The 14,563-nt window shown below is 70.6% G+C and carries 15 protein-coding genes; 13 read left to right on the top strand and 2 right to left on the bottom strand.

Features of this window, described 5'->3' with window-relative positions; all coding sequences use genetic code 11:
• The first annotated feature begins 66 nt into the window (after positions 1-66).
• The gene (locus ACFZDJ_RS42580) at positions 67-1,194 is read left to right on the top strand and encodes a ferrochelatase (RefSeq protein ID WP_391067391.1); all 1,128 of its coding nucleotides are present in this window, start codon (positions 67-69) and stop codon (positions 1,192-1,194) included.
• 8 nt (positions 1,195-1,202) lie between these two features.
• Positions 1,203-2,018: an inositol monophosphatase family protein gene (locus ACFZDJ_RS42575; RefSeq protein WP_390936321.1), complete on the top strand. Its 816-nt coding sequence runs from the start codon at positions 1,203-1,205 to the stop codon at positions 2,016-2,018.
• Positions 2,019-2,155: 137 nt separating this feature from the next.
• Here ACFZDJ_RS42575 and ACFZDJ_RS42570 read toward each other — a convergent pair whose 3' ends face one another.
• On the bottom strand, positions 2,156-2,329 hold the full coding sequence (locus tag ACFZDJ_RS42570) for a hypothetical protein (protein WP_165854003.1): 174 nt from the start codon (positions 2,327-2,329) through the stop codon (positions 2,156-2,158).
• 416 nt (positions 2,330-2,745) lie between these two features.
• On the opposite strand from ACFZDJ_RS42570, the gene ACFZDJ_RS42565 reads away from it, so the two are divergent.
• From ACFZDJ_RS42565 to ACFZDJ_RS42550, 4 genes are all read left to right on the top strand, one after another.
• The gene (locus ACFZDJ_RS42565) at positions 2,746-3,399 is read left to right on the top strand and encodes a response regulator transcription factor (protein WP_010983842.1); all 654 of its coding nucleotides are present in this window, start codon (positions 2,746-2,748) and stop codon (positions 3,397-3,399) included.
• A gap of 6 nt (positions 3,400-3,405) precedes the next feature.
• The gene (locus tag ACFZDJ_RS42560) at positions 3,406-4,653 is read left to right on the top strand and encodes an ATP-binding protein (RefSeq protein ID WP_390936318.1); all 1,248 of its coding nucleotides are present in this window, start codon (positions 3,406-3,408) and stop codon (positions 4,651-4,653) included.
• A gap of 392 nt (positions 4,654-5,045) precedes the next feature.
• A complete protein-coding gene (locus ACFZDJ_RS42555) occupies positions 5,046-5,342 on the top strand; it encodes a DUF4193 domain-containing protein (RefSeq protein WP_003997302.1) in 297 nt (98 codons plus the stop codon).
• A 13-nt stretch (positions 5,343-5,355) separates the two neighbouring features.
• Complete coding sequence (locus tag ACFZDJ_RS42550; protein WP_168511946.1) at positions 5,356-6,327, top strand: hypothetical protein; 972 nt, start codon at positions 5,356-5,358, stop codon at positions 6,325-6,327.
• A gap of 280 nt (positions 6,328-6,607) precedes the next feature.
• Here the strand turns inward: ACFZDJ_RS42550 and ACFZDJ_RS42545 are convergent, their stop codons facing one another.
• Positions 6,608-7,069, bottom strand: a complete 462-nt coding sequence (locus ACFZDJ_RS42545; RefSeq protein WP_168496468.1) for a DUF3093 domain-containing protein — start codon at positions 7,067-7,069, stop codon at positions 6,608-6,610.
• Positions 7,070-7,127: 58 nt separating this feature from the next.
• Here ACFZDJ_RS42545 and ACFZDJ_RS42540 point away from each other — a divergent pair, with 58 nt between their 5' ends.
• The 7 genes from ACFZDJ_RS42540 to ACFZDJ_RS42510 all read left to right on the top strand — a co-directional run bounded on the left by ACFZDJ_RS42540 (position 7,128) and on the right by ACFZDJ_RS42510 (position 14,540).
• On the top strand, positions 7,128-7,712 hold the full coding sequence (locus ACFZDJ_RS42540; protein WP_391067386.1) for a hotdog domain-containing protein: 585 nt from the start codon (positions 7,128-7,130) through the stop codon (positions 7,710-7,712).
• Complete coding sequence (gene dut, locus ACFZDJ_RS42535) at positions 7,709-8,233, top strand: dUTP diphosphatase (protein ID WP_054229931.1); 525 nt, start codon at positions 7,709-7,711, stop codon at positions 8,231-8,233. Before ACFZDJ_RS42540 ends, dut begins: the two co-directional genes overlap by 4 nt.
• Before the next feature lies 1 nt (position 8,234).
• The gene (locus tag ACFZDJ_RS42530) at positions 8,235-8,996 is read left to right on the top strand and encodes a DUF3710 domain-containing protein (RefSeq protein ID WP_101401168.1); all 762 of its coding nucleotides are present in this window, start codon (positions 8,235-8,237) and stop codon (positions 8,994-8,996) included.
• A 191-nt stretch (positions 8,997-9,187) separates the two neighbouring features.
• Positions 9,188-10,366: an alginate lyase family protein gene (locus ACFZDJ_RS42525; RefSeq protein WP_168511954.1), complete on the top strand. Its 1,179-nt coding sequence runs from the start codon at positions 9,188-9,190 to the stop codon at positions 10,364-10,366.
• A gap of 86 nt (positions 10,367-10,452) precedes the next feature.
• A complete protein-coding gene (locus ACFZDJ_RS42520) occupies positions 10,453-11,151 on the top strand; it encodes an ABC transporter ATP-binding protein (RefSeq protein ID WP_168511956.1) in 699 nt (232 codons plus the stop codon).
• Positions 11,152-11,322: 171 nt separating this feature from the next.
• On the top strand, positions 11,323-13,860 hold the full coding sequence (locus ACFZDJ_RS42515; RefSeq protein WP_384915849.1) for an ATP-binding protein: 2,538 nt from the start codon (positions 11,323-11,325) through the stop codon (positions 13,858-13,860).
• A complete protein-coding gene (locus ACFZDJ_RS42510; RefSeq protein WP_384915852.1) occupies positions 13,857-14,540 on the top strand; it encodes a response regulator in 684 nt (227 codons plus the stop codon). The genes ACFZDJ_RS42515 and ACFZDJ_RS42510 overlap by 4 nt, the downstream gene beginning before the upstream one ends.
• The last annotated feature ends 23 nt before the right edge of the window (positions 14,541-14,563 follow it).

Genomic DNA, 14,563 nt, shown 5'->3' with positions numbered 1-14,563 from the left:
CTCCCCGATTCCGCTTGTCATGTGGCTGTTGTCCGGCTGTCGGCGACGGATGGCAGGATCGGACGCATGCCAGATGTGCTCGATGCCACCCCCTACGACGCCCTGCTCCTGCTCTCGTTCGGCGGCCCCGAAGGCCCGGACGACGTGGTTCCGTTCCTGGAGAACGTGACGCGGGGGAGAGGTATCCCCAAGGAACGGCTGAAGGAAGTGGGGCAGCACTACTTCCTGTTCGGCGGGGTCAGCCCGATCAACGACCAGAACCGTGCCCTGCTCGACGCCCTCCGTAAGGACTTCGCGGACCACGGCCTGGACCTGCCCGTGTACTGGGGCAACCGCAACTGGGCGCCGTACCTGACCGACACGCTGCGCGAGATGATCGCCGACGGCCGCCGCCGTGTCCTCGTCCTCGCCACCAGCGCGTACGCCTCGTACTCGGGCTGCCGGCAGTACCGCGAGGACCTCGCCGGCGCCCTGGCGACCCTGGAGGCCGAGGGCCTGGAGCTGCCGAAGATCGACAAGCTGCGGCACTACTTCAACCACCCCGGCTTCGTGGAGCCCATGATCGAGGGCGTCCTGAAGTCCCTCGCCGAGCTCCCCGAGGACGTACGGGCGACCGCGCACCTCGCCTTCACCACGCACTCCATCCCCACCGCGGCCGCCGACACCTCCGGCCCGGCCGAGGACCACGGCGACGGCGGCGCCTACGTCAGGCAGCACCTGGACGTGGCGAAGCTGATCGCCGACGCCGTGCGCGAGGAGACAGGGATCGAGCACCCCTGGCAGCTCGTGTACCAGTCGCGCTCCGGAGCCCCGCACATCCCGTGGCTCGAGCCCGACATCTGCGACCACCTGGAGGAGCTCCACGGGGCCGGGGTCCCGGCCGTCGTGATGGCCCCCATCGGGTTCGTCTCGGACCACATGGAGGTGCTGTACGACCTCGACACGGAGGCGACGGCCAAGGCGGAGGAGCTGGGGCTGCCCGTGCGCCGCTCGGCCACCGTGGGCGCCGACCCCCGCTTCGCCGCGGCGATCCGCGACCTCGTCCTGGAGCGCGCCGCGACAGAGAACGGGTCGCAGGTGACACCCTGCGCCCTGGGCGCGCTCGGCGCGAGCCACGGCCTGTGCCCTGTGGGCTGCTGCCCGGCCCGCGCCCCCAAGCCCGCCGCCGCGGGCGCCGACAGCCCGTACGCCTGAGGAGCCCCTTGATCGAGCCCCTGCACACCGAACTGCTCCAGCTCGCCCACGACGCCGCCCGCCGCGCCGGTGAGCTGCTGCGGGACGGCCGCCCGGCGGACCTCACGGTCGCCGCCACCAAGTCCAGCCCGATCGACGTCGTCACCGAGATGGACATCGCCGCCGAGAAGCTGATCACCGACCTGATCTCCCAGCACCGCCCCCACGACGGCTTCCTCGGCGAGGAGGGCGCCTCCAGCGAGGGCACCAGCGGCATCCGCTGGGTCGTCGACCCGCTCGACGGCACGGTGAACTACCTCTACGGGCTGCCGACCTGGGCGGTGTCCATCGCGGCCGAACAGAACGGCGAGACCGTCGTCGGGGTCGTCGCGGCACCGATGCGCGGCGAGACCTACAGCGCCGTGCGCGGCCGGGGCGCCCGGGCCACCGGGGCCTGGGTCGGCGAGCGCCGGCTGGCCTGCCGCCCGTCGCCGCCCCTGGAACAGGCCCTGGTCTCGACGGGCTTCAACTACGTGACCGAGGTCAAGGTCCACCAGGCCGAGGTCGCCCACCGGCTGATCCCCCTGCTGCGCGACATCCGGCGCAGCGGTTCGGCGGCCGTCGACCTGTGCGACGTCGCCGCGGGCCGCCTCGACGGCTACTACGAGCGCGGTCTGCACCCCTGGGACCTCGCGGCGGGCGACCTGATCGCCCGTGAGGCGGGCGCCCTGACCGGTGGACGCCCCGGAGAGCGCCCCGCGGGCGATCTGGCGGTCGCGGCCTCCCCGGGCGTCTTCGAGCCCCTCCAGCGGCTTCTGGAGGAGTTCGGCGCCTGGCACGACTGAGGTCACCCGCCGTTCTCGGTACGTACAGCACCCGCTGTTCCCGGTGCGTACACCGACTACGGAGTTCGGTACGCACAACAACGGAGCGGGGCCCCGGCACTGGATCGATGCCGGGGCCCCGCTCTCGTACGAACTGCTCAGACGCGCGACGCGCCGACCTCCACACCGTGCTCGGCGGCAAGGCGGCGCAGGTCCTCGAGCTCGGCCTGCTCGACCTCCGCGAGGAAGTCGTCGCCTGTTTCGCGAGCCCGCGTCAGGTCGGACTCGGTCGCCCTTATGCGCTGCAGAAGTCCTGCGGTGAATGCGTCCATGCTGCGCCCCCTCGTCCTGGGTCGTGGGTCGGTGGCACGGGGGTGTGCCGTTGGGAAGGGGCGATCACGTCTCCAGAGGGTGCCCAGCGCTGCCCGGGCTGGGCGGCGACGGTGCCGGACACCCACGCCCGCTCTGCGGAAGCGGTTGGACGTACCACAAGGTGGCTTGCCACATGCAGAGCGTGATCGCGGGGTGTAAAGCCGTCCTCCCCCCGCTCCCTTCCGTGGAAACCTCAACCCGAAGAGAAAATCTCGCATTCCCGGGGCCCGAGACCGTCGTACCGGGCGCCTCTCACCCGTCTTACAGCCGGTTTATGGCCGAAAAGGGCAGGATGGAGGCCTTACCCGTGACAGACCCCCCTGCCCGCGTGTGCCGAAGAGGCGCTACGCGGGTGGACAGAGGAAGGACAAGCGACGTGCGCGTACTCGTCGTCGAGGACGAGCAGCTGCTCGCCGATGCGGTGGCCACCGGACTGCGCCGGGAGGCCATGGCCGTCGACGTCGTGTACGACGGTGCGGCCGCCCTGGAGCGCATCGGCGTCAACGACTACGACGTGGTCGTCCTCGACCGCGACCTCCCGCTCGTGCACGGCGACGACGTCTGCCGCAAGATCGTCGAGCTCGGCATGCCCACGCGCGTGCTGATGCTGACCGCGTCCGGCGACGTCAGCGACCGTGTCGAGGGCCTCGAGATCGGCGCCGACGACTACCTCCCCAAGCCGTTCGCGTTCAGCGAGCTGACGGCACGCGTGCGTGCTCTCGGGCGTCGTACGAGCGTGCCGCTGCCGCCCGTCCTGGAGCGCGCCGGGATCAAGCTCGACCCCAACCGGCGCGAGGTCTTCCGCGACGGCAAGGAGGTCCAGCTCGCCCCCAAGGAGTTCGCCGTCCTGGAGGTGCTGCTGCGCAGCGAGGGCGCCGTCGTCTCCGCCGAGCAGCTCCTGGAGAAGGCCTGGGACGAGAACACGGACCCCTTCACCAACGTCGTCCGCGTCACCGTCATGACCTTGCGCCGCAAGCTCGGGGAACCTCCGGTCATCGTCACCGTGCCCGGCTCCGGCTACCGGATCTGATCCGCGGTGGCCACGACTCCCGCGCCCCCCGCGGCGCCTCCGAAGCCCACGTGGGACCCCAGGAGGGCGGAGCCTCCGTTCCCCTGGCTGCGCCCGACGATCCGCATACGGCTCACGCTGCTGTACGGCGGCATGTTCCTGATCGCCGGCATCATGCTGCTGTCGATCATCTATCTGCTCGCGGCGCAGGCGCTGAACACGGGTGCCGAGCCGCTCTTCAAGATCGTCAGCGGTACGGCGATCAAGGTGAGCAGCGACAACTGCCCCGCAGTCCAGGCGGGCAACCTGTCACTCGACGAGTTCAACGTCGCGATCAGCAACTGCATCGACCAACAGCGTCAGACGGCCCTGGACGACCTGCTCAGCCGCTCCCTGCTCGCCCTGCTCGGCCTCGCGATCATCGCCTTCGCCTTCGGCTACGCGATGGCGGGCCGCGTCCTGTCGCCGCTCGGCCGGATCACCCGCACCGCGCGCGCGGTGGCGGGCTCGGACCTGTCCCGGCGGATCGAGCTGGACGGCCCTGACGACGAGCTGAAGGAGCTGGCGGACACCTTCGACGACATGCTGGAGCGGCTGCAGCGGGCCTTCACCGCCCAGCAGCGGTTCGTCGGCAACGCCTCGCACGAACTGCGCACCCCGCTCGCGATCAACCGCACGCTCCTCGAAGTGCACCTGTCCGACCCCGGAGCCCCGATGGAGCTCCAGCAGCTGGGCAAGACACTGCTCGCCACCAACGAGCGCAGCGAGCAGCTCGTCGAGGGCCTGCTGCTGCTCGCCCGCAGCGACAACCAGATCGTCGAGCGCAAGCCCGTGGACCTCGCCGAGGTCGCCACACAGGCCGTCGACCAGGTGCACGCCGAGGCCGCGGCCAAGGGGGTGGCGATCCGCGGGGAGCGCGCCGCGGCGGTCGTCCAGGGCAACGGCGTCCTGCTGGAGCGGATCGCCCTGAACCTCGTCCAGAACGCGGTGCGGTACAACGTGCCGGAGGACGGCTGGGTCGAGGTCACGACGCAGGTCCAGCACGGGCAGGCGGTACTGGTGGTCACGAACACGGGTCCGGTGGTTCCCGCGTACGAGATCGACAATCTTTTTGAGCCTTTCCGGCGGCTGCGCACGGAGCGCACGGGCAGCGACAAGGGCGTGGGCCTAGGCCTTTCCATCGCCCGGTCGGTGGCCCGCGCACACGGGGGCCATATCGCGGCAGAGCCGCGCGAGGGGGGTGGGCTCGTGATGCGCGTCACCCTGCCTATCTGAGAACATGTCCCGGACACGCGACGATGTTCGCTTTGCGCGGAATCTTCTGGTCGCCCATCTGGGAGGCTCGTGTGTGATCGATCACAAGGGCGAATATCCGGCCATCTACTCTCCGTGGTCACGCAGGCTGCCGTAAAGCCGGGAAAATCCGGGTTTTCGGGGGTCTAGATCACGGGAAGTACACGGTGGGACGCCTTTGAAGTGGGCCCTTCGGACCGTGTACGGTCCGCATCGCCATCCAAGCCGATCACTCATGAGGAGTCCGGTTGGGTGTCGATTGAGTAACAGACCTTGATGTGAGGCAAAATCTCCGCCTCAGGTCGGGCACAAGTCCGGCCTCTCACGCGTTACGTGCGCTGAGACACCGCAGACACCCAGAGGGGGAGAGCGACATGGCAACGGATTACGACACCCCACGCAAGACCGACGACGACGTCGACTCGGACAGCCTTGAAGAACTGAAGGCTCGCCGGAACGACAAGTCGACGTCGTCGGTCGACGTAGACGAGTTCGAGGCCGCAGAAGGCCTGGAGCTGCCCGGAGCCGACCTCTCGAACGAGGAGCTGGCCGTCCGGGTGCTGCCCAAGCAGCAGGACGAGTTCACTTGCATGAGCTGCTTCCTGGTGCACCACCGCAGCCAGCTGGCCCGCGAGAAGAACGGTCAGCCGATCTGCCGCGACTGCGACTGAGGCAGGGTCGGCCGTGACTGGCTCGACCCCACCTTGGAAGCGCCGTTTCCCTTCACGGGCAGCGGACGAAGGGCCCTCAGACGGCCCTGAAGGCGTGCGTGACGACGAGCGGGGCTCTTCCCGACCAGGATCAGCCTCGCTCGAGCGGGCGCCCGCCACAGCGCCTACAGGCGCCTTTGCGCGGGCCGGCGAGGTGATGCCGGCCGACGATCCGGAACCGTCCGACGATTCGGTTCCGGCGGACGTCGCCGTCCCGGCCACCGGCCGCCGTGCGGCCGGCATTCGGGACGGGGTGAGAAAGGGCGTCCAGAAGGGCGGCAGCAGGGCCAAGGCGGGCCTGTCCCACCTCGCCGACCGGATCATCGAGATCGCGCCGCGCGTCCCCGTACGGGACCTCGCGACCCTCCGCAGGCAGTTCCCGGGACTCACCCCCGAACAGCTCGCGGACAAGCTCGTCGCGGGTGCGGCCAATGCGACGTCCACGGTGGGCGCCGGTATCGGTGCTGCCGCGATGCTGCCGGTGCCGCCCGCGATGCCGACCGAGCTCGCCGCCGAGATCACCGGCGTCGCCGCGATCGAGCTGAAGCTGATCGCCGAGCTCCATGAGGTCTACGGCCTGCGGCCGCCGGGCAATCTCAAACAGCGCAGCACCGGGTATCTGAACTCCTGGTCCTCCGAGCGCGGGATCGACGTGACCAAACCGTCGACGATCAACGCCGCGTTGGGCGGCCAGATGAAGCGTGAGCTGCGCCAGCAGATCATGAAACGCATGGTCCGGGATCTGCCGAACCTGATGCCGTTCATGGTGGGCGCCGCGGTGGGGGCGGTCATGAACCGCCGGGACACCAAGCGCCTGGCGGCACGTATCCGCAAGGACCTGCGCAAGTCCCAGGTGCCGTGGGACGCGCTCGCGGAGCTGCCGCCCCTGGAGAAGCCGGCGGATCCCCTGCGGATGGGGGAGATCCCCAAGGAACTGGGGCACTGAGCCCCGCCTGACACCGGCCGCCCGCCGAGTCGGGATGAGGTCGGGCGGGGACACCGGCTCGTGGTGGGCCGGGAGCACTGGGTGCGCAGGCGCACTGTCCGTGGAGCGGTGTGCGCCGGTGGGTAACCGCTACGCGAAGGCGCACCGTCGCGCGCCGTGGTGGTTCCGGGCGCGACTTCGTCGCAGGCGGCGCTTTCGTAGCGGGACCCTTCCCCGGGCCGCGCTCCGGAGCCGCGCCCCGAGGTTGTCCCCCGAAGCCGCGCCCCTGATTCCGGAGGCCCTACGCCGCGGCCCGAGCCGCCTCGAGCGCCGCGATCAGGCGCTCCGGCTCCCTCGTCGACAGGTACAGGTACGGCGTGGGGTCGGCCGGGTCGGTGACCTGGACGCGGAGGGCCGTGGGGATGTACGCCCGCAGGAGCATGAAGGCGCGCGGGTCCGCCTTGTACGTGCGCCAGGCGCGCGCCTCCTCCTGGTCCATGATCTCCGCGTCGCCCAGGGCCGCGACCGGGATCTTCGCCTCGCCCGCGATCAGGGAGTCACCGACGACCCGGATGCGGATCGACCCGTACGCGCTCGCCACGACAGCCGAGACCGCGGTGCCGCCGACCAGCGCGCCCAGCAGCGGCAGCGTGCCGAACGGGAGGAAGACCAGGGCCATCGCTATCCCGACCAGGAAGCAGATCGCCCACCAGCTGCGGGGGGCGGTGAGGCGTTCTTCGTACGGGGAGGCGGAGAGCTGCATGAAGCCAAGCTTGGCACGGTGCGAAGACTTGGTGGACGCGCGGGTAAGGTCTGCGGCTGTGAGTCGTACTTCCGCAGCTCTGAAGCCTCCCGCCGATGCCGTCGCGCCGGTGCGGCACCCCGACGCGCCCGCCCCCGGCGAGCTCCTCGGCGCCCACTACGAACAGTGTTTCGGGTGTGGCGGGGACCAGTCGCACGGACTGCACCTGGAGGCCCGCGCGGGAGAGGGCGTCACCGTCACGGCGGAGTTCACGGTACGGCCTGCCCACCAGGGCGCCCCGGGGCTCGCCCACGGCGGAGTGCTCGCCACCGCCCTCGACGAGACGCTCGGCTCGCTGAACTGGCTGCTGCGCACCATCGCGGTCACCGGCCGCCTGGAGACCGACTTCGTGCTGCCCGTCCCCGTGGACACGGTGCTGTACCTGGAGGCCGAGGTCACGGCGGTGGCCGGCCGCAAGATCTACTCGACCGCCACCGGGCGGATCGGTGGCCCGGACGGGCCCGTCGCCGTTCGCGCGGACGCCCTCTTCGTCGAGGTCAAGGTCGACCACTTCATCGACAACGGCCGCCCGGCGGAGATCCGGGCCGCCATGAACGAACCGGACCAGATCCGCCGTGTCCGTGCCTTCGAGGTGAACCCGTGACCCGCGAGCCCCGTCAAGAACTCGCCGTGCTGATCCGCCGCGTCGACCCGGACGTACCGCTTCCCGAGTACGCGCAGCCCGGTGACGCGGGAGCCGATCTGCGCACCACCGAGAGTCGTGAACTGAAGCCGGGCGAGCGCGCCGTACTGCCCACGGGTGTGTCCATCGCGCTGCCCGAGGGGTACGCGGCCTTCGTGCACCCGCGTTCCGGGCTGGCCGCCCGCTGCGGTGTCGCCCTCGTGAATGCCCCGGGGACGGTTGATGCCGGGTACCGTGGGGAGATCAAGGTGATCGTGGTGAATCTCGACCCGCGCGAGTCGGTGCGGTTCGAGCGCTTCGACCGGATTGCTCAACTGGTCGTCCAGCAGGTCGAGAAGGTCCGCTTCCAGGAGGTCGCGGAACTTCCCGACTCGGCGCGGGCCGCAGGGGGCTTCGGGTCCACTGGCGGTCATGCCGCCGTGGGCGGCACAACGGGTGGGAATCGATACGCTTCGGTCGTATCCGACCGGGAAGGACAGTGACGTGTTCGGACGTCGCAAGAAGGGCAGTGCCGCCGAGGACGCGGCGGGCGAGGCCGAGCAGGTCGTCGACAGTGTCGACACTGAGGCGGACGAGGCGGACCGGGAGCGCGTGAGGCTCGAGCCGGAGCCGCGGCCCGACGGACCCTGGGACGACTCGGAGGTGCGGGACCCCGCCGAGGGCCGCGTGGACCTGGGTGGTCTCTTCGTGCCCGGAGTCGACGGCATGGAGCTGCGGGTCGAGGTCGCGGGCGACGCGATCGTCGCGGCCACCGTCGTCCTCAAGGACAGCGCCATCCAGCTGCAGGCCTTCGCCGCTCCCAAGCGTGAGGGCATCTGGGGCGAGGTGCGCGAGGAGATCGCCTCCGGCATCACCCAGCAGGGCGGTGTCATCGACGAGGTCGAAGGCCCCCTGGGCTGGGAGCTGCGGGCGCAGGTGCCGGTGCAGCTGCCGGACGGCACGGGTGGTTTCCAGGTCGTGCGGTTCGTCGGCGTGGACGGCCCCCGCTGGTTCCTGCGCGGAGTGATCTCCGGGCAGGGCGCCGTGCAGCCGCAGGCCGCGGGCCTGCTGGAGCAGATCTTCCGGGACACGGTCGTCGTACGCGGTGAGGGTCCGATGGCCCCGCGCGACCCGATCGTCCTGAAGCTGCCGAACGACGCGCAGATGGTGCCCGAGGGTGTCCAGCAGGAGGAGCAGAGCGGTTCCCGCTTCTCCGGAGGCATGGGACAGCTGCAGCGCGGACCGGAGATCACCGAGGTCCGCTAGGGCTTGGCCGACGGACGCTCCGCGGGCAGAACAGTCATACGGCTTCAAAGGGCCGCACCCCTGGACGGGTGCGGCCCTTTCTCGTGTGCGATCCCTTGACGGGCAGTTGGTCTGTACCTATGGTCTCGGCCCAGCGCCTATGTTCATACAGGCGTTCATCGTTCACATACGAGAACGGATGGCCCCCCACCATGCGCCGTACCGCACTCCTCGCCACCGTCACCGCCCTCGTCGCGGGCGCCCTCGCCTGGCCCGCCGCCCGACAGGCCGACGCCGCCCCCGTCACCTTCGCGCACCCCGGAGTCACGGTCTCCAGGAGCCAGCTGGACTTCGCCCGCACCAAGGTCAACGCCGGGGCGCAGCCCTGGAAGGCCGCGTACGACCAGATGATGGCGAGCAAGTACGCCGACCTGAACCGCGTCCCGAAGCCCCGCGCGACCGTGGAGTGCGGCTCCTACTCCAACCCCAACTACGGCTGCACGGACGAGCGCGAGGACGCGATAGCCGCGTACACGGACGCCCTCGCCTGGTACATCACCCGCGACGACCGGTACGCGCAGAAGTCCATCGCCCTGATGGACGCCTGGTCGGCCGTGATCAAGGAGCACACCAACAGCAACGCGCCCCTGCAGACCGGCTGGGCCGGTTCCTCCTGGCCCAAGGCCGCCGAGCTCATCAAGTACACCTACACCGGCACCTGGGCCAACTCCGGCCGCTTCGCGACCATGCTGCGCACCGTCTACCTCCCTGAGGTCATCAACGGCTCGAACTCCAACGGGAACTGGGAACTGTCGATGATGGAGGCCGCCGTCGGCATCTCCGTCTTCCTCGAGGACCGGACGTCGTACGACAAGGCCATGGCGAAGTTCCGGACCCGTACGGCCGCGTACGTCTATCTCTCCTCCGACGGCGCGCTGCCCAAGACCGTGCCGAGCCAGAACCTCGACACCACGGCGAAGATCGTCAACTACTGGCAGGGGCAGTCCACCTTCGTCACCGGGCTCACTCAGGAGACCTGCCGCGACTTCACGCACACCGGGTACGGCATCTCGGCCATCTCGCACATCGCCGAGACCAGCCGGATCCAGGGCGAGGACCTGTACGGCACCGACGTCGGCGAGCGGCTGCGGCAGGCGCTCGGATTCCAGGCGAAGTACCAGCTGGGCGAGGCGGTGCCGAGCTGGCTGTGCGGCGGTTCCCTCACCCTCGGGCTGGGTCCCGTGACCGAGACCGGCTACAACGCCCTGCACAACCGCCTGGGCATCGCCATGACCAACACCCAGAAGCTGACCGAGCAGAACCGGCCGTCCGGCAGCAACAACCTCTTCGTCGCCTGGGAGACTCTCACCGACGGGGACAACCCCAACTGACGCCCTCTCCGGCCGGGCGCCCCGGTGTCGCCACCGAGGCGCCCGAACGGCGGGGGAGTGAATCGCCCGGCTGACCGGGGAGGGACATGAGCCAGGTCGAGGTCGCCACGAAGACCATGGTGCGCGTCGAGAACGTGCATCGCTGGTACGGCGGTGGAGCCGCCGTCGTACCCGCCCTGCGCGGCGTCTCCTTCGATGTGCCACGCGGCGAACTCGTCGCCCTCACCGGCCGCCCCGGGTCCGGCAGGACCACGCTTCTCAACCTGGTCGGCGGGCTCGACGAACCGGACGCGGGGCGGATCACCGTCGACGGGCTCGCACTGGACGGGCTCGGCGAGGACGGCCTGCTGGAACTGCGCCGGGACCGGATCGGCTTCGTCTTCCAGCCCCTCGGGCTCATCCCGCTGCTCACGGTCGCCGAGAACGTCGGTGTGCCGCTGCGGCTGCGCGGGGGCGCGCAGCACGCGCGCGAGGAGCGGATCGCGCGGCTGCTCTCGCTCGTCGGGCTCACCGACCACGCGGCGCGCCGGCCCGGGGAGCTCACCGGCGGGCAGCAACAGCGCGTGGCGATCGCGCGCGCCCTCGCGGGCGAACCCGCGCTCCTTGTCGCCGACGAGTTCGCGGCCGGGCTCGACGCCGGGACCGGCCGTGCCCTGATGGAGCTGCTGCACGTGATCGTCCGCGGCGAACAGGTGACGGCCCTGGTCGCCCCCTCCGGGGCGACCCCGCTCGACCCGGCCGATCGGATCCTGGAGCTGCGCGACGGAGGAATCGTCGAGCACTGAGCCGACCGCCGGGCCCAGCAGGGCCCGGACCAGCGCATCAGGGTTGTGCCGACCGGCGCATCAGGGTTGCGTCAAAGACGGCCGTCGGCCGACTCCCCGCCCCATTTGTCGAGATTGTTGGCCGTAAGGTCGACGCTGCGTATACAGCGGTGACAGGAAGACAATGGGGCCATGGGACGCGGCAAGCTTCGGATCTACCTCGGCGCGGCACCGGGGGTCGGCAAGACGTACGCGATGCTCTCCGAGGCGCACCGCCGCGTGGAGCGGGGCACCGACTGTGTCGTCGCCTTCGTGGAGCACCACAACCGGCCGCGCACCGAGGTGATGCTGCACGGTCTGGAGCAGGTCCCGCGCAGACAGCTCGACTACCGGGGCTCCGTCTTCACCGAGATGGACGTGGACGCCGTACTGCTCCGCGCCCCGGCCGTCGCCCTGGTGGACGAACTCGCGCACACCAATGTCCCCGGCTCCCGCAACGCCAAGCGCTGGCAGGACGTCGAGGAACTCCTCGCCGCCGGGATCGACGTCGTCTCCACCGTCAACATCCAGCACCTGGAGTCGCTGGGCGATGTCGTGGAGTCCATCACGGGCGTGCGGCAGCGCGAGACCGTACCCGACGAGGTCGTACGGCGGGCGGACCAGATCGAACTGGTCGACATGTCACCGCCCGCGCTGCGCCGCCGTATGGCGCACGGCAACATCTACAAGTCCGACAAGGTCGACGCGGCCCTGTCCAACTACTTCCGCCCCGGCAACCTCACCGCGCTGCGCGAGCTCGCCCTGCTGTGGGTGGCCGACCGGGTCGACGAGTACCTGACCGAGTACCGCAGCGAGCACCGGGTCTCGAAGATCTGGGGGTCGCGCGAGCGGATCGTGGTCGGGCTGACCGGCGGTCCCGAGGGGCGCACGCTGATCCGCCGGGCCGCCCGGCTCGCGGAGAAGGGCGCGGGCGGCGAGGTCATGGCCGTCTACATAGCCCGCAGCGACGGACTGACCTCCGCCTCGCCCAAGGAACTCGCCGTCCAGCGCACCCTGGCCGAGGACCTCGGCGGCACCTTCCACCACGTCGTCGGCGACGACATACCGGTCGCGCTGCTCGACTTCGCGCGCGGGGTGAACGCCACCCAGATCGTGCTCGGCTCCTCGCGCCGCAAGACCTGGCAGTACGTCTTCGGGCCCGGCGTCGGCGCCACCGTCGCCCGCGAGTCGGGTCCCGACCTGGACGTCCACATCGTCACCCACGACGAGGTCGCCAAGGGGCGCGGACTGCCGGTCGCCCGGGGCGCACGGCTCGGCCGCTCCCGGATCATCTGGGGCTGGCTGGTAGGCGTGGGCGGCCCGGTGGTGCTGGCTCTGCTGCTGAACACCATCGACCTCGGCCTCGCCAACGACATGCTGCTGTTCCTGACGGTGACGGTCGCGGCGGCGCTGCTCGGCGGCCTCTTCCCGGCCCTCGCCTCGGCGGCCTTCGGCTCGCTGCTGCTGAACTACTTCTACACGCCGCCGCTGCACCGGCTGACGATCGCCGACCCGAAGAACATCGTCGCCATCGCGATCTTCGTCGGGGTCGCCGTCTCCGTGGCCTCCGTCGTGGACCTCGCCGCCCGGCGTACGCACCAGGCGGCCCGGCTGCGCGCCGAGTCGGAGATCCTCTCCTTCCTCGCGGGCAGTGTGCTGCGCGGCGAGACCAGTCTGGAGGCCCTGCTGGAGCGGGTCCGGGAGACCTTCGGCATGGAGTCGGTCGCCCTGCTGGAGCGGGCCGGCGACGTCGCCCCCTGGACGTGCGCGGGCAGCGTGGGCCCCCAGTCACCGAAGCGCCCCGAGGACGCGGACGTGGACATGCCGGTCGGCGACCACATGGCGCTCGCGCTCTCCGGACGCGTGCTGCCCGCCTCCGACCGCCGGGTGCTCGCCGCCTTCGCCGCCCAGGCCGCGGTGGTCCTGGACCGCCAGCGCCTCCAGCACGAGGCCGACCAGGCCAAGGAGCTGGCCGAGGGCAACCGCATCCGTACCGCGCTGCTCGCTGCCGTCAGCCACGACCTGCGGACCCCGCTGGCCGCGATCAAGGCCGCCGTGTCCTCGCTGCGGTCCGACGACGTGGCCTGGTCGCAGGAGGACCAGGCGGAGCTCCTGGAGGCGATCGAGGAGGGCGCCGACCGCCTCGACCACCTCGTGGGCAACCTGCTCGACATGTCCCGCCTGCAGACCGGCACGGTCACCCCGCTGATCCGCGAGATCGACCTCGACGAGGTGGTCCCGATGGCGCTGGGCGGCGTACCCGAGGGCAGTGCCGAGCTGGACGTCCCCGAGACGCTGCCCATGGTCGCCGTCGACCCCGGTCTGCTGGAGCGCGCGGTCGCCAACCTCGTCGAGAACGCCGTCAAGTACAGCCCCGCCGACGAACCGGTCCTGGTGTCCGCGAGCGCCATGGCGAACCGGGTGGAGGTACGGGTGGTGGATCGCGGCCCCGGGGTCCCCGACGAGGCCAAGGACCGCATTTTCGCGCCCTTCCAGCGCTACGGCGACGCTCCCCGCGGCGCGGGCGTCGGCCTCGGCCTCGCGGTCGCCCGCGGCTTCGCCGAGGCGATGGGCGGCACACTGAACGCCGAGGACACGCCTGGCGGCGGACTCACCATGGTGCTCACGGTTCGGGCGGTGGACAGTCTGCCCGACCTGGCCACGGCAACAGCAGAAAGGCAGGCTTCATGACCAGGGTGCTCGTGGTCGATGACGAGCCGCAGATCGTACGTGCCCTCGTGATCAACCTGAAGGCACGGCACTACGAGGTCGACGCGGCGGCCGACGGCGCCGGCGCGCTCCAGCTCGCCGCCGCCCGCCATCCCGACGTCGTCGTCCTCGACCTCGGGCTGCCCGACATGGACGGCGTAGAGGTGATCAAGGGGCTGCGCGGCTGGACCCGGGTGCCGATCCTGGTGCTCTCGGCCCGGCACTCCTCGGACGAGAAGGTCGAGGCGCTCGACGCGGGCGCCGACGACTACGTCACCAAGCCCTTCGGCATGGACGAACTGCTGGCCCGGCTGCGCGCCGCCGTGCGCCGCGCGGAGCCGACCGGGGGCGGCGAGGACGACGTCGTCGTCGACACCGAGGACTTCACGGTCGATCTGGTCGCCAAGAAGGTCAACCGGGAGGGACGGGACGTACGGCTCACCCCCACGGAGTGGCACCTGCTGGAGGTGCTGGTGCGCAACACCGGCCGCCTGGTCAGCCAGAAGCAGCTGCTCCAGGAGGTGTGGGGACCGTCGTACGGCACCGAGACGAACTACCTGCGGGTCTACATGGCACAGCTGCGCCGCAAGCTGGAGGTGGACCCCTCGCATCCTCGGCACTTCATCACGGAGCCGGGGATGGGATACCGGTTCGAGAAGTAGTCCCTGCGGGAAGGGGTACAGGG

Source organism: Streptomyces sp. NPDC007896, from assembly GCF_042959425.1.
Classification (GTDB): Bacteria; Actinomycetota; Actinomycetes; order Streptomycetales; family Streptomycetaceae; genus Streptomyces.
The sequence above is the reverse complement of the archived record's forward strand: the minus strand, read 5'-3'. Positions and strand labels throughout refer to the sequence as shown.